The 18,609-nt window shown below is 60.1% G+C and carries 11 protein-coding genes; 8 read left to right on the forward strand and 3 right to left on the reverse strand.

Annotated features, from left to right (window positions below; genetic code table 11):
• Positions 1–47 precede the first annotated feature (47 nt).
• The 3 genes from VGN93_RS04195 to VGN93_RS04205 all read left to right on the forward strand — a co-directional run bounded on the left by VGN93_RS04195 (position 48) and on the right by VGN93_RS04205 (position 8,005).
• Positions 48–5,615: a DUF3320 domain-containing protein gene (locus VGN93_RS04195; protein ID WP_327506448.1), complete on the forward strand. Its 5,568-nt coding sequence runs from the start codon at positions 48–50 to the stop codon at positions 5,613–5,615.
• Positions 5,616–6,903: 1,288 nt separating this feature from the next.
• Positions 6,904–7,275 (forward strand): hypothetical protein, encoded by a 372-nt coding sequence (locus VGN93_RS04200; RefSeq protein ID WP_327506449.1) that lies wholly within the window; start codon positions 6,904–6,906, stop codon positions 7,273–7,275.
• Positions 7,276–7,279: 4 nt separating this feature from the next.
• The gene (locus tag VGN93_RS04205; protein ID WP_327506450.1) at positions 7,280–8,005 is read left to right on the forward strand and encodes a hypothetical protein; all 726 of its coding nucleotides are present in this window, start codon (positions 7,280–7,282) and stop codon (positions 8,003–8,005) included.
• A 247-nt stretch (positions 8,006–8,252) separates the two neighbouring features.
• Here VGN93_RS04205 and VGN93_RS04210 read toward each other — a convergent pair whose 3' ends face one another.
• Together VGN93_RS04210 and VGN93_RS04215 are read right to left on the reverse strand one after the other, a co-directional pair.
• Positions 8,253–9,350 carry a flagellin gene (locus VGN93_RS04210; RefSeq protein ID WP_327506451.1) on the reverse strand — a complete coding sequence of 366 codons (1,098 nt, stop codon included), beginning with the start codon at positions 9,348–9,350 and terminating at the stop codon, positions 8,253–8,255.
• Between the two features lie 150 nt (positions 9,351–9,500).
• Positions 9,501–10,049 carry a LuxR C-terminal-related transcriptional regulator gene (locus tag VGN93_RS04215; RefSeq protein ID WP_327506452.1) on the reverse strand — a complete coding sequence of 183 codons (549 nt, stop codon included), beginning with the start codon at positions 10,047–10,049 and terminating at the stop codon, positions 9,501–9,503.
• 304 nt (positions 10,050–10,353) lie between these two features.
• On the opposite strand from VGN93_RS04215, the gene VGN93_RS04220 reads away from it, so the two are divergent.
• Entirely contained in the window at positions 10,354–10,905 is a 552-nt protein-coding gene (locus VGN93_RS04220) for a recombinase family protein (RefSeq protein ID WP_327506454.1), read from the forward strand.
• Positions 10,906–11,447: 542 nt separating this feature from the next.
• Here VGN93_RS04220 and VGN93_RS04225 read toward each other — a convergent pair.
• On the reverse strand, positions 11,448–11,828 hold the full coding sequence (locus tag VGN93_RS04225; RefSeq protein WP_327506455.1) for a response regulator: 381 nt from the start codon (positions 11,826–11,828) through the stop codon (positions 11,448–11,450).
• A gap of 285 nt (positions 11,829–12,113) precedes the next feature.
• Between VGN93_RS04225 and VGN93_RS04230 the strand changes: the two genes are divergently transcribed.
• The 4 genes from VGN93_RS04230 (at position 12,114) to VGN93_RS04245 (ending at position 18,475) form a co-directional block, all read left to right on the forward strand.
• Entirely contained in the window at positions 12,114–13,019 is a 906-nt protein-coding gene (locus VGN93_RS04230; protein WP_327506456.1) for a PhnA-like protein, read from the forward strand.
• A 67-nt stretch (positions 13,020–13,086) separates the two neighbouring features.
• Positions 13,087–13,653 carry a YidB family protein gene (locus tag VGN93_RS04235; protein WP_327506457.1) on the forward strand — a complete coding sequence of 189 codons (567 nt, stop codon included), beginning with the start codon at positions 13,087–13,089 and terminating at the stop codon, positions 13,651–13,653.
• A gap of 154 nt (positions 13,654–13,807) precedes the next feature.
• Positions 13,808–15,364 carry a sensor histidine kinase gene (locus VGN93_RS04240; RefSeq protein WP_327506458.1) on the forward strand — a complete coding sequence of 519 codons (1,557 nt, stop codon included), beginning with the start codon at positions 13,808–13,810 and terminating at the stop codon, positions 15,362–15,364.
• A gap of 153 nt (positions 15,365–15,517) precedes the next feature.
• Positions 15,518–18,475: a PAS domain-containing protein gene (locus VGN93_RS04245; protein WP_327506459.1), complete on the forward strand. Its 2,958-nt coding sequence runs from the start codon at positions 15,518–15,520 to the stop codon at positions 18,473–18,475.
• The last annotated feature ends 134 nt before the right edge of the window (positions 18,476–18,609 follow it).

Below are 18,609 nucleotides of genomic sequence, written 5' to 3' on the forward strand. Positions count from 1 at the left end.
CGTACAACCTCGTTTATGCATGACTTGCCCCAGCATGGGAGTGGGGCATGGTATATCAAGAATCCGAGTATGATCAGACGGCCGAACAGTCGGTTTTTCAGTCAAGTCTTTCGGTCGAAGCCAAGATCGAGCGAGCAAGAACCGAGCTCCTCGATTTCTCGGCCCGCAACAGGCTGCTGAACGTCCCGAAATTCTCTAAGAGCGCGAAGACTATCGACATCGTCGACGAGAAGGCTGCCGAGGTCTTTCGTGTACTCGTGACTGACGCAAAGGCCATGACTTTCCTCGCTGGGGCGAAGGGGCGCGAACCCAAAGACGGTGAGGCCACCGAAGAACTGATAGAGCTCGCGCTGCCGGACGACGATGACCGGGACGAAACTGGGCGGCTCCTACGTCATGGTGACACGAAGCTCCAGACTAAAATGACTCCGAACGCGCTACAAAAAAGGTTGCTGGACCTCTACTTCGACGCGCGTACGCTCGAGGAGGAGCAGGGCGTCAATATCCTCTACCTCGGCCTCGGAACCTTGAAATGGATCGATCCGAACAATTCCGAAAACATCAGATACGCGCCCTTAATCCTTGTCCCGGTTCTCCTGGAGCGAGGTAGTGCTGCGGAACGTTTCAAACTGCGCGCGCGCCAGGAAGATTTCGCATCAAATCTCTCGCTCGAAGGTTTTCTCGACCGCATCCACAAGATCACGATGCCCGCTTTCGAGGTGTCGGATCAGTTTTCCTTCGACGATTATGCCGCCCAGGTCGCGGCCGCCGTATCGATCAAGCCTGATTGGTCCGTGCAGCCTGATGACATCGTCCTTGGCTTCTTCTCGTTCGCAAAGTTCCTGATGTATCGCGACCTCGATCCAAGCCTTTGGCCTCAGAACGCCAAGTTCACTGACCGTCCACTCGTGACCTCGTTGGTCTCGAACGGGTTCACGGCAGGCGAAAGCCTCCTCTCGGAAGACGACAAGATCGACGCCCACATCTCGCCAGCCGAAATGACCCACATTGTGGACGCCGACAGTTCCCAGTCGATCGCGATCCACGAGGCCCGCAAAGGTAGGGACCTCGTCATCCAGGGACCTCCTGGGACCGGAAAATCCCAGACCATCGCCAACATTATCGCCGCCGCTGTCGCGGACGGCAAAACGGTATTGTTCGTGGCAGAGAAGATGGCCGCCCTCGAGGTCGTCAAAAGGCGTTTGGATCAGGCTGGCGTGGGCGACGCCTGCCTTGAATTGCATTCGAACAAGGCCAACAAGCGCGCACTTCTCGCAGAGCTACAACACACATGGAATCTTGGCGCACCCAAGCGGGAAACCTCTGATGCCGTCGATCGCGGCCTGACGGAAACCCGGGATGCCTTGAATTCTCACGCCGAGCGATTGCATACGGTTTACGGCCCCTACGAACTGACCCCATACCAGGTGATTGGCCACCTTTCCCGGCTGCGCCGACAGGGGGTGCCACCCGCCGATATCGAATTCTCGATCGCAGTCTCCTGGAACCCTGAATCCCGCCAGAAGATTGTCGCACTACTCTCGGAGTTGGCGCAACGGATTGACGACATCGGCCTACCCCGGGACCATGCCTGGCACGGCGTCAGGCTGACGGGCATAACTCCGCTCGATCTCGAGCGCTTGGTTGGACGCCTTGGGGACGCACATGCGGTGTCGACCCAGCTTGCCATGGACATGGAAGCCGTCACAGATACGCTGGAGCGACGACCGGTCGACACGCTCGAGGCTTTCTATGCCGAGACGGCGCTCTCCGCGCGGATCGCCACGAGACCGCAGGGGATAGACCTGACGGCGCTAAGGCACCCGACCTGGGCGAACGCCCCCGCAGATATCGGCAAGCTTCTGAGAGACGGGGCCGAGTATGTCAGATTGGCCGAGCGGGTCTCGGCGCAATTTACGGATGCAGCATGGGCGGTCGATACGACCGCCATTGGCGTATCCTTCCGCCGATTGCCAAATCAATTCTCGGATGCGGCTTTCGAAGACTTGGCGCGGCTAAACGCGGCGGTGCCCCGTTTCCTCACCGCGGCGGCGTCCCTGCGTTCTATGCTCGGCGTCAACGCCTCTCCCACGCTTGGGTCCATCGGACGGTTGCTTACCATCGGAGAGCGCGTGGCCGATGCCCCGGACGTGAGTCCGGATGCCTTTGTTTCCGCGATCTGGGAGCGCGGGCTCGAACAAGCGGGCGACCTCGCCGAGGCCGTGGCGACCTATCGGCAGGTCAGGTCGGAACTGTCCGGAAAAGTAGCAGATCAGGCTTGGGATATCGATCTTGCCGCGACCCGCACGGCAGTGGCGCTCCATGGAGATCGCTTCCTCAAGTTCGTGAGCGGCGACTGGCGGCGGGCCAAGGCGCTCCTCAAGACTGTCATGTCCGAGATGCCGCCCGCGGAGACCGTTCGCCTCCTTGATCTTCTCCAGCAAGGGAAGGAAGCGCGCTCGACAATCAAAGACGGTGACGGACTGGGCCGCGCGGCATTCGGTGCCGACTGGCGTGGTGAGAAAACCGATCCCAAGCCACTGGCGAGCCTCGTCCTCTGGATGCGGAGTCTTCGAGGGGTCGGCACCGAGGCTCGCCAGATCGCCGGGCGTTTGACCGACAAATCGGCTGTCGCCGCTAGATGCGAGCAGGTTCGCGCTCTGCTTGAAGAGACCCGGCGTATCCTCATATCGGTATGGTCGGAACTCGGCGATAATCCCGCGGCGATCTTCCCGGGATTGATCGACATTGACGAGGTCCCCCTGCCGCAGGTCGTCCCGGTTCTGAAGGAACTCAACGCCGCGGACGTCGCTTTCAAAGAACTCGCACGTCAAGGTTTCCCAGATGTAGGGGCGCGCGTCTTCGCATTGGAAACACTTTCCTCCGCAAAGGCAAGCAAACGTACGTTGGATACATCCGAGCACCTCGGAAGGTCGGCGTTCGGCACGCTTTGGCAGAGCGGCGCGTCCGATTGGTCGAAACTATCGGAAATCCTCGCATGGACGACCGCGAATTCGGATATTCGAGAACTCGCTTCCAGGATCGCTGATCCCCACCGGAACGCCGAGATGGCTAATGCCGCCGTGCAGCTGGGGCAGAGATTTATCACCACGCTGGAGGAGCTGTTGGCTTTTCTCAAAGCCGACCTGAACGAAGTCTTGGGCGTGCAAAACCTCTCCAGCGTTTCCATAGCCGCCGCTTCCCAGAAACTACTTCGCTGGATCGATAACGAGGAACAGCTCTCGAAGTACGCCGCATATAACGCTCGCGCGATGGACGCCACGCAAGCCGGTGTGGGCGCAGTGGTCGAAAGGCTGAAAGACGGACGTCTCGCTACCTCTGATGTCGTCTCCTATTTCGACATGGCTTTCTACGAAGCGATCCTGCGCGATCAGCATGAACGCGATCCGGCACTGGCCCGTTTTGACGGCGAAGTGCATGGTCGCCTAGTCGGCGAATTCGCCGAGCTTGATCGTGCTCGCATGAGGCTCTCGAGACTTGATGTCGTGCGGGCGCATCACCGGAAAATCCCTTCCGTGAGCGGGATTGGTCCGGTCGGCATTCTTCGGGGCGAAATGGCCCGCCGCCGAAACCACATGCCTATCCGCCAACTCATGCAGCGCGCGTCCCAGGCTATACAGGCTCTCAAGCCCGTTATGATGATGAGTCCGCTGTCTATCGCCCAGTTCTTGCCTCCCGGCGTTATCGAGTTCGACCTCCTCGTCATGGACGAGGCTTCCCAGATTCAGCCCGTCGATGCACTCGGAGCGGTAGCTAGGGCGAAGCAGGTAGTGATTGTCGGCGACGAGCGCCAGCTTCCGCCGACCAAGTTCTTCTCGAAGATGACCTCTGGCGGCTCCGATGAAGACGACGAGGACCAGGACGGCGCGAAGGTCTCAGACATCGAGAGCATATTGGGGCTGTTCTCAGCTCGGGGCCTCCCCGAACGTATGCTTCGATGGCACTACCGGAGCCGTCATGAATCACTCATCGCAGTCTCGAACAGCCAATTCTATGATTCCAAGCTGTTTATAGTTCCCAGCCCCTACACGAAGGACGCGGGCATGGGTCTTCGCTTCCATCATGTCGAGAACGGGGTTTTCGAAGACAGCGTCAACAAGGTCGAAGCAAAAGTCGTCGCTGAGGCGATCATCCGACACGCACTCGATACGCCTCAGCTTTCTCTGGGCGTCGCGGCCTTCTCGATCAAGCAACGCCGCGAAATACAGGATCAGCTGGAAATCCTTCGCCGTCTCAACCCGAAGACGGAAGAATTCTTCCATTCCCATCCAAGCGAACCGTTTTTCGCCAAGAACCTAGAAAACGTCCAGGGTGACGAGCGCGATGTGATCCTGATCTCGGTCGCCTATGCGAAGAACACCCAAGGTTATATGAGCATGCGGTTCGGGCCATTAGGAGCCGAGGGCGGGGAGCGACGTCTCAACGTTCTCATCAGCCGCGCGAAACGGCGGTGCGAGGTCTATTCGTCGATCACCGACGAGGACATCGATCTGGAGCGGGGTAAGGGCAAAGGCGTCTTCGCGTTCAAACTGTTCCTACACTACGCGCGGACGGGCCGTATATCCATGTCCACAAGAGCTGATCGCTCGATGGACAGCGTGTTCGAAGAGCAGGTGATGGCCGCCCTTCAGGAGAGGGGATATCAGGTCCACCCGCAGGTCGGTATCGCGGGCTTCTTTATCGATCTCGCCATTGCCGACGACAATGTCCCCGGACGGTATCTTATCGGTATCGAGTGCGACGGTGCCTCGTATCATGACGCCAGGTCCGCGCGGGACCGCGATCGCCTCCGTCAGGCGGTCCTCGAAGATCACGGGTGGACGATACATCGCATCTGGAGCACGGATTGGTTCCAGCGGCCTCGAGCGGAACTCGAACGCGTGGTTTCAGCGATCGAGCGCGCCAAGGCTGAAGCCCTCTCGGGCGGGACTGTGGGATCGAGAGCATCCCGGGCGGTCCCCGTCGAAGTCGTCACGATCGAGCGTACCGATGTCACGGAGATCGGACTTGAGCAGGTGGATCAGCCTACTGGGTCGTCGCCATTCTACGAAGAGGCCGTCCTGAATCCTCAAGTCACGGGGGAGCTACATGAGGCTCCTACAGCGATGATTGCTACCCTGGTTCGGGAAACGGTGGACGTCGAAGCACCGATCCATACCGACGAGGTCGTGACACGTATTCGGACCGCTTGGGGATTGCTGCGTGCGGGGAACAGGATCGACGCCCATGTCGGCAACGCCATACGTGTAGCGGTAAACAACGGCGATGTCGTCAGGTCGGGGGAGTTTCTTCTCAAGCCGGGCGCGGAAATCGGTCTAAGGGACCGCAGTGCCGCCGTATCGCCAAGTCTGCGACGCCTCGAGCTGATACCGCTCATGGAGATCGACGCGGGCCTCAAAGTCGTCGTCGGACAAAGCCTCGGAGCAACCGACGACGAGGCGGTCAACGCCATTGCTCGGGGTCTGGGATTCAAGGCCACGAGCGCGCAGCTTAGAGAAATCATCCGCTTGCGCATCGACGCTCTCAAGGCATCGGGTGAGCTTGAAGATCGGGGCGGGATGCTCACGCTCGGGAGCGGAGCGGCATCTCCTTGATACGAGCACGGGAACGAACGGTTGGAAGACGCGGGCGCGCCTTCGTACTGGCCGCGCTCCTTTGCGTCCCGGCCGGGACCGGTTTCGCGAACGAGCCATGCAGCGGCCGGAAAGGCGGAATTGCAACATGCCAAGGGGACACCTTCATCTGCAACGACGGGTCAGTAAGCGGAAGCACGAGGTCGTGTACCGCATACACGGGAGTATCGCGCTTGCTCGGAGCGGCAGCGGAGATGAGTCCGGGCGTCGAGGGGGCTTGCGTCTGCCGGAGCGGCAACTTCTGTGTTGGCCCCAGGGGCGGTCGTTATTGCTTGAGGGACAATGGACAAAAGAGCTATTTGAAGAAGTAGTAAACTGCCTTCTCTCTCTCTCTCTCTCTCTTTCTCTCCGAGGGATCAGCCGCTGCGGCCGTCAAAAGACGATAGGGTGTCCTCCTCCGCTTCTTGCTGTTCGTAGTCGCCACCGCGATGGAGTGAGGCTTCTCTGGTAAGCTGTCGTTCGGCGTTGAAAGCAGACGGGCGGCTTCGCGCCCGCATGTCGGTCGTTCGGGCGGTGCCCAAACAGTCCCGGAACCCGTCGTACGTCCGCCCCGCAGCGGAGCACCAAAATGGCGGAGAGCTGCCGGTCGGTGTGCCACCCTGGTAGTGAAGGACAGAGCAGGGGTCGGACTTTGCGCCTGAAACAGACCGTAGCACGTCAATCAACGTGGCCGGCCGAGGCTGACGCCAATCCAGGCCGACAGGAGGCGCTAAGAATCTTCGTCCAGACGTAATAACCCGATCGCCCGCACCGCCGTTCATATAGACAGTAAGGCAAATTGCCTCCGGCCGGGCCTGCCGGTTTTCGGGGGGCGTTGCTACTGTGGGTGCCGATAATGAAAGTTATCGGTAGCCAGGCTCTTTCGCGGTGCATAGGCAGGATGTGAACTAAAACCCTCTTCGGTTCCGCTAGCGTTCGGAAAGCCGATGAATAGTCGAGACTTGTCGACTGATTTTATTATATTTCTAGGGGCTACAGGGCCGTGGTTCATAGCCCTGCAACTTGACCAAGCCGTTTCTGATATTGTGTTCCACCTGTCCGGGAAGCCGCAGCAGGTTCAGCATCGCGTCGCCCCTTTGGTGGGCACCGGGTCCGGCTGCCCCCGGCGAAGTACTGCACTTTGTGAGGACGGTGGAGCGGGTAAATCTACCCTCTGAATTAGCGGTTTTCCTAACCTGGAATCTTACGCAACCCTTAATCGCCGTCGGGCACTGATGCCTCCGTTCTGATTGATCAACGGGGGTAAGCCATGAAACCAAGAACGATGTGCGTGGTGGCGGTGCTTTTGCCGTTTGCGGCGCATGCCGAGGAAAGCATCTGGCCGGGAGAGTATGCTGGCGATTGCGGCAGCAAGGTCCAGTGCATCATCGAGATAGCTGACGACGGTGGCGATAAGGTCGACGTCAAGCTTGTCGTCGCCAACCGCATCGACTTCAACGACGTCAAATGCAAGCTCGAAGGGCGGTTTAACCGAGCGGCAGTGCTCGGCATTTCCGGGCAGTTCAAGGGTACGCACGAAGTGCTCATTGGCAGGTACCCGGATGGTATCGAGGTGGTCGGGATACCCAAGAAGGCCTGTGGTGTGGCGTTGAACAAAAAGTACGTGATGTTCGGAGACTGAGAATATGAAAACGTTTTTGAGAATTACTCTGGTATCCGCCATCGCGGCCACATCGTCCGCCCATGCGGGAACCCTCGATACGTCGATCCTCGATCTGAAAGTGGGCATGCCGTTCGAGAGTGCTATGCAATGGGTGCGAGAAAGAATTCCGAACGCCAAGACCCAAATGGTGAACCAGTCAGATGGCGCTGACGGAAAGCCATTCTACACGTATCTGCAACTGACGACGTCCGGAACTACGAGCGAAGGGATCGAGAAACTGAAAGCCGAGAACGGTTTCCGGGGAGAAAGCTGGACGTTGTACGGCGGTGGGCCGGCATCGGGAACGCAGACCGTCGGGATCGCAAGGTCAGTGCGTTATGACGATGGCAAGGGACCCGATGTTGAGGAGTTAAAAAAAGCGCTGGTCGCCCGTTATGGCGAGCCATCGGAGACTAGGGGCGACGGTGAAGGGCTATTCTGGGTGTCGAAGGGTTCCGCATTGGATCAGTCGTCCTCGGCATGCGCACCGGATTATCGCCGCCTAAAATACTCCTTGGAATGCGGCACCTACATATTCGCGTCTCTCGACGCTGGCACAGACCGTCTCGTAGGGGAGTTCTCGATTTCGATTCTCGACCATGACCTGGCGATATCCACCATCGTGGCGGAGACAGCGGCTTTGGAAAAGGCCGCCGAAGAGAAGATGGAAAGCGATCGTCAGAACAGAGCGGCGGTGCCGAAGCTTTGATGTCCCACGTCGGCTCCATCGCCGACCTAATTGGTAGCGTGGCGAGATGCGCCACGCTATGCGCACCGAACGCCGCTTTGAGGTTTTCGAGCTTGTGTTCCAGGCGAGGGGTATGATGCAGGAATCGGCTGATGCCGAGACCGGATGCATGGGCAGCCGCAGGAGGAGCAGCGGAGCGCTGTCGCTTCGGCCGGCACCGGGACCCATGGCCCCCGGCGAGGTAGTTCAGAGCCGCCGCGGCCATTCGCTAGTTGAACAGACGGAGGATCGCTTCCGGCTCGGAGTTGGCGATCTGAAGCGCCTGCATTGCGAGCTGCTGTTGGGTTTGCAGCGCCTTGAGACGCGTGGACGCTTCGTTCATATCGGCGTCGACGAGGCGGCCGATGCCTTTGGTGACGGTCTCGATCCGTTTCTTGTTCAGTTCGTCGTGCGTGTCGAGGGAATTCTGGAGAGTGCCGAGATAGGCCATCCGGTCCGTCAGTCCCTGGAGCTTTGTATCCAGATAGTCGATAAAGTTGGAATACAGCCCCGCTCGATCTCCGCCGTTCCGCGCGATGTTGTTCTCTAGCCGCATCAGCGTATACGACGGATGGACGTCATACGCCTCGGGGTCTCCTGTCATTGGGTTCGTCAGCAGAATGTTGTACCAGGTTGCGGAGGCGGGAACGAACGAACCAGGCGTATCGATCATGTCGGAAAGATCGAATAGCGAGCGCTCGGGGTTGTGGTCCGACGGATGGCTCATCGGGTAGCCTGCGTCGTCGTTCAGAAGAAGCAGGTCCATGGCCTTCACGTCCAGCGTCTGAACCCTGGCCTCGCCGTATCCTATAACGAACGAATAGGTTCTTTCGCTGGCGCGATCAGGCTGGCCCTTGGGGTTATAGAGCAGGTTCACGCCCGAGAAGGAGGCGGACATCATCGCGTCCCGCGCCTGGTCCTGCAACTGCTGCATCTGTTGCTCGATCTTGGCGACGTCGGATTTGCCGTACTCCTCGTCGAGTGAGAAGCCCCCGATGACGAGGTTCTTGAACCCGGGTTGCGGCATATCACTGACGATGATGGCGAGGTTCCTGATCTCGACAAAACTCTTGTGAACATTTTCCATTGCGGCATAGGCGGTGTCTACGATGCCAGAGGCAAGCCCGATACTGTCTGTAACGGCGGACATCGCCAGTTTCTCCGAATGCATCGTCGTGGAGATCGACCAATAGGCAGCGTTATCGCCTGCGGTCTTCACGCGAAGCCCGGAACTGACCTGCTGGCTGGTATCGGCAAGGGAAGAGCCGATGCCCCGCAAGGTCTGGAGAGCGGACATTGCGGCCATGTTCGTCAAAATGCTTGTCATCGGACCACGCCGTTTTATCGATTCTTGAAAGGAACGGTATCGTCATGACGCCAGCGCGGCCTGACACCGCGCTCCGACTATGGTTCACAAGACATTAAGAGATGCGACAACCTGGGAGGGTAGAAATACCGGATTGGCTCGGAACGTCGGTCAACCCTGACCCATGGCGGCAGTGACGGAAAGAATGGCGAGATGCGCCACGCTACGCGCACCGAATGCGGCTTTGAGCTTTTCGAGCTTGTGCTCGACGGTGCGGAACGAGAGGCCGATCTGGCCGCCTATCTCTCTTGCGGTAAAGCCTTCCCGAAGCAATTGCAGGATCACGAGCGAGGTGGCGTCCAGGTCAGGCACCGTCGGTGCGATAGGCAGAATGCAGCGAACCCGCACGAGAGATGCGCACCAGGCGGCATGTCCGCCCGTCTTCCTGTCGGGCAAGACAATGCGATCCCCGACGATCCGGGCATGCAGAAGGCGGGCATCGACAGGCTCGATCTCCGGGCGCGCCTGCAGGATCGCCCGTTGCCGTCCCGCTACCAGTGTTTCGAGCGCGAACCGCTGATCTGCAAAATCGCGAAACGGACGGCCGGGTTCGAAGGCGAGGATATCGGCAAAGCCCGAAGGAAGCGCGTAACCGCGAACGAAAGAAAAGGTCCAGTCAAGTGGGTCGGCTGCCGACGTGTTCGTGACGGTCAACATCATGTCAGGACCCAGATATGGCATGACGTGGGCGCAGAGGACGTCAGCCCCGTTCGTTTTCGCCGTGCTGGTGATCCAGGCGTCCATAAGTCGGGCCGCGCATTGAGTGAACGAGGCCAGCGCGCGGGGACCGGATAGAAACGAACCCTTTTGTCATCACCGCCGAAACGGGTTTGTTCCATGCAAACTCCCTTGCCACGATCGGAAATCTCAAGGGTCGCCCCTCCGCATGCCTTCCCCGCGAAAAGGTTCCTTTTTGTCAAGATGACGGCGGCACGGTACGGCCAGCACAAGGTTTTCCACCGTTATGGCAATGATCGGATATGCAAGGGTTTCGACTAACGACCAAAACCTCGACCTTCAAGTGAATGCCCTGTGTTCGTCGGGATGCGAGAAGGTGTTCAAGGATCACGGCGTATCGGGTGCGGTGGAGAAACGCAGGGGCCTGAATACGGTCATGCGCAATCTCCGGAGGGGCGACACGCTCGTCGTGTGGCGGTTGGATCGCCTCGGCCGCTCGATCCGCCACCTGATCGACGTCATCAGCAAGCTACAGGCGCGGGGGATCGAGTTTCGTTCGGTGACCGAAAACATCGACACCAGTTCGGCAGGCGGGCGGATGATTTTTCATGTCATTGCGGCAATGGCGGAGTTTGAGCGGTCAATGATAAGCGAAAGGACGATTGCCGGGATGGAGGCGGCGCGCCAGCGCGGCCAGAGTCTTGGACGCCGTCGCTCTCTAACGGAGGAACAATGCGCCGATGCGGTCAAGGCGCTACGGCAGGGTCGTGAAACTCTGACGGATGTCGCCCGCCGCTACAGGGTCCATCCGCGAACGCTCAAACGGCTTATCGGCTGAGCGCTTGCAGGATGCTTCACGGCCGGACGCGGAAGCTTTGTTAGGGCAAAGCATGCCGGGGCTTGTCCTGAAGTCTGAGGCCGCGGGCGCTGGGTAGGCATCGACACATTCCCGGTTTACATCGTTCGTCAATGCGGAACCGGGTTGGTCGCCTGGGATAGCTCTCTCGGCCGCCGTCGCATACAGAGGGGAGCTGCTTGCAGAGGGAAGAACCGAGCGCAACGAAGTTTCTACCCGCTTGGACGGGAACGGATACCAAGTCGTCCACAGAAGCAAAACATTGTCGCCGAACTCGTATTCCCTCATCATCACAGACGTCATCCCCGATTTCGATGAGCCCGTGACTATGCTGCCCCGGAATTTCGGGCCTCTGCAACCCGTCGACGCTAGAGTCCGGCGCGCCGCACGCTGCGGGCGATGGTGACGTCCTTTAAGGACACGAGGTTGGACGCCAGGGGCCGTGCCGGTGCAACTTTCTCTGAGATAGAGTTTGAGCCAGACGTCGGGGTGGGCAAACAGTAAGCTGGTCGCAGGGTCCCGGTTCAGCACGCAGCGCAATGCGAGACTTCGTCGGCGTCCCTGCTGAGGCTTTCGATTATCGCTTCAAGTCGATAGGGCTTGGGTATGAATTGGCAGGATGCGGGAAGTTCGGCGTCACTCGGGTTCCTACCCCCGGAAGCGACCACAACCGTCATGCGGGCATCGAAGCCCCGCACGAATTTCACAAGATCGAGCCCGTTCAGTCCCCCCGGCATATCTATGTCGGTAACCAGACAATCGACTTGCCAAATTCCCAAGACTGCAACGGCTTCCAGAACGTTGGAGGCCTCGATCACGAGGAAGCCCTCGTCTTCGAGTGCATCCGCCAAGACCATTCGGATCATCGGCTCGTCTTCGACGACAAGGACGGTACGCTGTGACATGCTCGCCTCCGCGGTTGGTTACATAGTCAACTCGATCCCAACGCGTTTTGATCGTCCCCTACCTGAGAGACTTTGCCAACAAACTTAATAAAATGCCAACAAAGGGGCGTGCCTCCCTGATGCCGAAGTACTAGCTTTGGCTAGAGCAGGTTCCCCTCGCTTCACCCACACGATGGTCGCCGTACTCCCCGGTTTGCCGTCATCGCCGCCAAGCGGAACTTGTGGTCTTCCAAGGCGTTACCGCGAAGATCACGAACCCGTGATGTTCAGCCTGGAGCACCGCAAATGACGATACCCGTCTCTACCGCCCTTCCCCACGAAACCGTCCAGACGAGCGTCTCGACAACCGCCGCGATCAACAAGGTCAGCTGGGGCGCGATTTTCGCTGGCGTTGCGATCGCGCTCGCGGTCCAGTTTCTGCTGAACCTCCTCGGCGTCGGCATCGGAGCGGCCGTACTTGACCCCGCGACATCGGACAATCCGGCGGCCAGCACGTTCTCCATCGGCGGCGGCATCTGGTTCGTCGTCGCGGGCATCGTCGCCTCCTTCCTCGGAGGTTACGTCGCCAGCAGGCTTTCCGGTCGACCAAGCACCTCTACAGGCGGCTACCACGGCCTGACGACCTGGGCCGTCACGACCCTCGTCGTCCTTTACTTGCTGACGACGTCGGTTGGCGCGCTCATCGGCGGCGCGTTCAACGGCCTGACCAGCATAGTCAGCGGTGTCGGCCAGACGGCGGCAACTGCAGTCACTGCGGCCGCGCCCGCTCTCGCGGATTCCACCAATCCGATGGCGGGGATCGAACAGCAAATTCGGTCCACGACGGGCAACGATCCTCAGGCCCTGCAGAGCGCGGCGGTCGCGTCGGTCCAGGCACTGGTCACCGGTGACGAGGCAACTGCCGAGGACGCAAGGAACCGCGCGGCGGAAGCTGTCGCCCGTGCCCAGAGCATTCCAGTTGATCAGGCACGCACACAGGTCGAGCAATACGAGAAGACCTATCGCGAAAACGTCGAAGCCGCGAAACGGAAGGCGATCGAAGCCGCTCAGGCCGCTACTGCGGCAGTGTCGGCGGGGGCGATCCTCGGCTTCATCGCCCTGGCGCTCGGCGCGATCGCGGCGTGGTTCGGCGGTTCGTACGGCACGAAGCGTAATGTCATCGTCACGGAGACCGTGGCGCGCGGCGTCTAATCCCTGGGACTTGTCGAGGCCGGGAGCTCTTATCTTCCGGCCTTTCGCTTTATGAAGGAGAAACCAAATGGCAAGCGGTGCACTGAAAGCGCTTTTGGGCGTACTGGCCGTCGCGGGATATCAGAACCGCGACAAGATCGCCGAAATTCTGAAGGGCCTGCGTAACCCACAACAGCCCGGTCCCGACGGAAAACCCCAATCTGGCGGCGGCCTCGGCGACATCCTCGGGGGCCTCTCAGGCAACTCCGGCACGGGCGGAGGTCTCGGCGGCCTCGGCGGCCTGGGCGGGCTCTTTACCGGAGCGGCGGGCGGCGGCCTCGCGGGGAGCCTTGGCGAACTGCTTCGCCAGTTCCAGCAGAAGGGTCAGGGCGAAACGGCGGACTCATGGGTGAAGCCCGGCGACAACACGCCCATCGACGACACTCAGTTGTCGGCGGTCCTCGGCCCCGAAATCCTCGATGACCTTGCAGCCAGAACAGGGCTTTCAAAGGAGGAAATCCTCAAGCGCCTCCGCCAAGAGCTCCCGACGGCAGTGAACGACCTGACCCCGGATGGCCAACTTCCCGCGGATGATGACGATAACGACAGTTCCACGGGGCATGCGAATCCATCAACAAGGCCTGATATCGTGTGACAAGACTCGAACTCTAAGGCAGGGGGGCGGCGTGTGGACGCCGCTCACTGTGCCTGGATGGGTCACAGCCGCCGTACATTGATCCCGCTCCGCGTGACAACCCTTTGGTGCTTCACTACATTCCAAGGAGGAACGCACGGGGGCGGGAACACTGATGAAGCTGGGGTTTGGTGCGCAGAAGGTCGCCACAGCGGCGACAGCGGTAATCGTGGCGATGTTCGCCGCCCTGCTCGTTCTTCTTTGCCTGTGGCTCTACGAAAGCTACTCGTCCTCGGTCCGCCGCACACAGGAACGCGCGATTGCCGCCTCGAAGATCGTCGCGACCAACGTGACATGGATAAACGCCCTCGCCTGGCAGGCGCTCCAAAAAATCGACGGCGCGCTCGGGCCAGACATCGGCATCGCCACGGATACCGTCAAGGACATCGACGCGACGATTTCGGACCTGCCCGGAACCGTTCAGGCATATGTGGTGGACCGAAACGGAAACACGCTGCTGTCGACCGACCCCGCGATCAAGTCCATGAACATCACGGATCGCGAATACTTCTCGGCGCTCGCCAAGGGCGCGCCGACGTTCGTTTCCGACCTTCTCGTGAGCCGCCTGAATGGCCAGCAAATTTTCGTCTTCAGCCGTCGGTTGGAACGTGACGGCCAGTTCGCAGGGGCCGCGATGGTGTCGTTCCAGGGAGATTTGCTCGAGGAAGTCTGGACTACGGTCGATCTCGGTCCTGGCTCCACTGTCGGCATCATTCGTCGAGACGGCCATTTGGTCGCCCGCTTCCCGCCCCCGGCAGGGCCAGTCGACATGGCGAAATACGTGCTTTTTACCGATCTCATTCCCAAGGCTACTTCCGGTACCTACGATGCGGTTTCGCCAGCCGACGGTGTCGATCGCATCGTCGCCTACAAGGTTGTCGATGGAACGGAATTCGTCGCCGTGGGATCGGCGGCCACGGAGGTCGGGATGGCATCGTTCTGGAAAGACGCATTCGTGGCGGGGGCGGTACTGATCCTCGCCGCCGTCGCATCGTTCGCGGCCGGAACCTGGATCAGGCACCTTCACGCAAGGGACGCGGCCAAGTCAGCGCGGCTCTCCGAGGCACTGGAGGAGAACCAGTTGCTCATGCGAGAAATCCATCACCGGGTTAAGAACAATTTCCAGTCAGTGCAGGCCCTGATCCGCACCCAGCAACTTCCGAAGGACATGCAGCAGTCGTTGCTCGACCGCATCTCCGCGATGATTGCCGTGCACGAACAGATTTACAGCCATGACCAGTTCAGCACGGTTTCGGCAAAGGCCCTGATTCCCGCCGTGGTCGACACATTGTTAGCGGCATGCGGGGATCGGGTGAATGTTACCTACGATATCGAGGACATCTCCATTTCCGCGGACCACGCGACCCCGCTCGCACTTCTGGTGAACGAGATCGTCACCAATGCTCTCAAATACGCATTCCCGGGAGATCGAAAGGGTATGATCTCGATCTCCCTGAAACGACTGTCTGGTCAGCGGGCCTGCCTTGTGATCGCGGACGACGGGGTCGGTTTCGATAAGTCGATATCGACAGCTGGAATGGGCACCAGATTGGTCCGTGGGGTGATCGGCCAATTACATGGCGAGCACATCTACGAACGGAGAAACGGGACCGTGTTCACCGCCGAGATGGAAATCGTGGCTCTCCCGGATACGACAGCCGCGATGGGATGACAGCATGGAGGGCCGCAACGCGCTGTGTCAGGTTGCCGGAGGTATAAGCTCCGCGATCTAGAATTCACTCTTCGGCACGTTTCGCCTAACCGCATGGTGAGGCTGGAAAAAACGGTGAAAACGCCTTACCTATGCCCCCGGATGCATCCGGGGATGGGCGATAATATGGCGTTGAGAATAGCGAGCGCGGCGGAGTGGCCGATCGGCGGCGGCGAATTGGGCGGCCGGGTCCGGGACTTCGACTGGTCCCAGACATCCCTCGGACCTGTCTCGACGTGGCCCCAGCATCTTCGGATCAAGGTGAACTCGATCGTCAACTCGCCAATTCCGCAGGTTCTGATGTGGGGTGAAGATCACCTCATGATATACAATGACGGATATGCGGAAATCGCAGGGGGATATCATCCGCAAGCCCTCGGCGGACGTGTTCCTGATATCTGGCCTGAAATCTGGGATTGGAACAAACAGGTCCTCGAAGCTGGCTTCAGGGGTGAAGTCCAGGCGTTCAGAGACCAGCCGATGGTCCTGAACAGGGCGGGCAAGCCAGAGACCGTCATCTTCGACCTTTTTTACACCCCGATCTACGCCGAGGACGGCACGGTAGACGGCGTTCTGTGCACCGTGCTCGAGAACACGGAAAAGTTCGACGCGCTGAGCGCCCTGGCAGAAAGTCGGTCGGAACTGGTGCGGCTTACAAACGCGTTGCCGATCCTCGTTGGCTTTGTCGATACCGACCTCGTCTATCGGTTTGCCAATGACGCCTATATGGAATGGTTCGGCCGTAGTCCCGTCGAAGTCGTCGGTAGCCGCGTCAGCGAAATCATCGCTCCGGAGTATTTCGAACAGCGCCTGCCACTGCTCAGGCGTGCCTTGGCCGGAGAAACGATCGTCACCGACTCGCCCATCGTGCGCCCGGATGGCAAGTCCCGTCATGCCGAGACACGCTACGTTCCGCGTAAAACGGAAAACGGCGTCGAGGGCATTTACGTCCTGATCATCGACATCGATGACCGCAAGCGTTTCGAACTCGATCTCGCCGAGAGCAACGGGCGCTTCCGGGCGGCCGTCGACGCAATGCACGGGGTCCTCTGGACGAACAGCGCCGACGGACGAATGGTCGGGGAGCAGCCTGGATGGGCCGCGCTCACCGGGCAGGGTTACGAGGAGTACCAAGGATACGGCTGGGCCGACGCGGTTCATCCCGAAGACCGCGTGCTGACGGTCAGTGCATGGGAAGCGGCCGTCGCGGAGAAGCGTACATTCATTCACGAGCATCGCGTCCGCCGTCAGGACGGCGTGTGGCGCTCGTTCGCGATCCGCGCCGTGCCTCTCATCGCGAAAGACGGCGAGATCGCTGAATGGGTCGGCGTCCATACCGACGTTACCGAGCAGCGTATCGCCGAGCAGGCCCTCCTCGAACGATCGGAAGACCTTGAGCGGCAGGTTCACCACCGCCAGCGAGCGGAAGACCAGCTTCGTCAGCTCAACGAGAACTTAGAAAGTCGCGTCGCCGAGGAGATCGAAGAGCGCCGAAAGGCCGAGGCGAAGCTCCAGCAGTCCCAGAAGCTCGAAACCATCGGCAAATTGACCGGGGGCGTGGCCCACGACTTCAACAATCTGCTGCAGGTGGTCGCCGGAAATCTCCAGCTCCTGATGAAAGACGTGAGCGGAAACGAGAGGGCGGAACGCCGCGTGACAAACGCGCTTGCTGGCGTCAGCAGAGGTGCGAAGCTGGCAAGCCAGCTCCTGGCGTTCGGACGGCGGCAGGCGCTTGATCCGAAAGTTATCAATGTCGGTCGCTTCGTCCAGGGGATGGACGACCTGTTGCGTCGCTCTCTCGGCGAAGCGATCGAAATCGAAACCGTGATTGCAGGCGGCCTGTGGAATTCCCTGGTGGACCCCACGAACGTGGAAAACGCGCTCCTCAATCTGGCCATCAACGCGCGCGACGCGATGGACGGGGCGGGCAAACTGACGATAGAGGTGGGCAATGCCTATCTCGACGACGACTACGCCCGGGCGCATGACGAGGTTACGGCTGGACAATACGTCGTCCTGTCGGTCACTGATACGGGCACGGGTATACCCGGAGACATTCTCCAGCACGTTTTCGAGCCGTTCTTCTCTACAAAGGAAGAGGGCAAGGGTACGGGCCTCGGCCTCTCGATGGTGCACGGGTTCGTTCGCCAGTCGGGCGGGCACGTCAAGCTCTACAGCGAGGTCGGCCACGGGACGACAGTGAAGATGTATCTCCCCAGGGCGACGCAGAAGGAAGATCGCGAAGTCGTTCTACAGTCCGGGCCTATCGTCGGCGGTACGGAGACGATTCTGGTCGTCGAGGACGACGACGAGGTTCGGGAAACGGTCGTCGAGACGCTGACGGACCTCGGCTACAAGGTGCTGAAAGCTCCGAACGCCGATGCCGCCCTCAATGTCGTCGAAGCGGGCATCGCCATCGATCTGCTGTTCACCGACGTTGTCATGCCCGGTACGTTGAAAAGCCCGGAACTGGCGAAGAAGGCACGCGAACGACAGCCGGATATCGCCGTGCTCTACACCTCGGGCTACACGGAAAACTCGATCGTTCACGGTGGCCGGCTCGACGCGGGCGTGGAACTGCTGTCGAAGCCGTACACGCGAGAAGCGCTCGCCCGGAAGCTGAGGCATGTCCTTGCCAATCGCGCGCAACGCTTCCAGGCCTCCGGGTCACCCCCGGTGACCGCTTCACACGTAGAGGAGGCGCGAGCCTTGTCGCTTTCCATATTGCTTGTCGAGGACGACATGCTGATCCGCTTTAATACGGCCGAGATGATTGCCGAGCTGGGACATTCGGTCGCCGAAGCGGGATCGGGTAGCGAAGCGCTCGAACTCCTCGGGTCGCGCGCGATCGATCTCATTGTTACCGATCTGGGGCTGCCCGACATGGACGGTTCCCAGCTCGTGACCGAAGCGCGCACGAGACAGGCGTCGGTGGGTGTGGTCTACGCGACCGGGCACGACCGGAGGTCGGCGGCGATTGCGTCGGATGCGGTCGTCGTCACGAAGCCTTATGGGACCGAGGATTTGCGGATCGCCATTGAACAGGCGTGGAATGCCGTCGCGACACGCTGACGGGACTAATGTCAGCCACGGCGTGGTTAGAACGCTGAGGGTGGCAACCTCCGGCCCAGGCTTGGTCAGCGAGGCGTGCGCCGTCATGTTCGATCCGTCGGCAGGCACTTCGCGGCTGTATTCAAAGCTTGCCG

The organism is Shinella sp. (assembly GCF_035998705.1).
Taxonomy (GTDB): Bacteria; Pseudomonadota; Alphaproteobacteria; order Rhizobiales; family Rhizobiaceae; genus Shinella.

Coding starts and splice junctions, on each gene's coding strand:
- VGN93_RS04205 (WP_327506450.1), top strand. CDS start 7,280: ATGAAAACGTTTTTGAGAATTACTCTGGTATCCGCCATCGCGGCCACA.
- VGN93_RS04195 (WP_327506448.1), top strand. CDS start 48: ATGGTATATCAAGAATCCGAGTATGATCAGACGGCCGAACAGTCGGTT.
- VGN93_RS04235 (WP_327506457.1), top strand. CDS start 13,087: ATGGCAAGCGGTGCACTGAAAGCGCTTTTGGGCGTACTGGCCGTCGCG.
- VGN93_RS04225 (WP_327506455.1), bottom strand. CDS start 11,828: ATGTCACAGCGTACCGTCCTTGTCGTCGAAGACGAGCCGATGATCCGA.
- VGN93_RS04200 (WP_327506449.1), top strand. CDS start 6,904: ATGAAACCAAGAACGATGTGCGTGGTGGCGGTGCTTTTGCCGTTTGCG.
- VGN93_RS04240 (WP_327506458.1), top strand. CDS start 13,808: ATGAAGCTGGGGTTTGGTGCGCAGAAGGTCGCCACAGCGGCGACAGCG.
- VGN93_RS04215 (WP_327506452.1), bottom strand. CDS start 10,049: ATGATGTTGACCGTCACGAACACGTCGGCAGCCGACCCACTTGACTGG.
- VGN93_RS04220 (WP_327506454.1), top strand. CDS start 10,354: ATGGCAATGATCGGATATGCAAGGGTTTCGACTAACGACCAAAACCTC.
- VGN93_RS04245 (WP_327506459.1), top strand. CDS start 15,518: ATGGGCGATAATATGGCGTTGAGAATAGCGAGCGCGGCGGAGTGGCCG.
- VGN93_RS04230 (WP_327506456.1), top strand. CDS start 12,114: ATGACGATACCCGTCTCTACCGCCCTTCCCCACGAAACCGTCCAGACG.
- VGN93_RS04210 (WP_327506451.1), bottom strand. CDS start 9,350: ATGACAAGCATTTTGACGAACATGGCCGCAATGTCCGCTCTCCAGACC.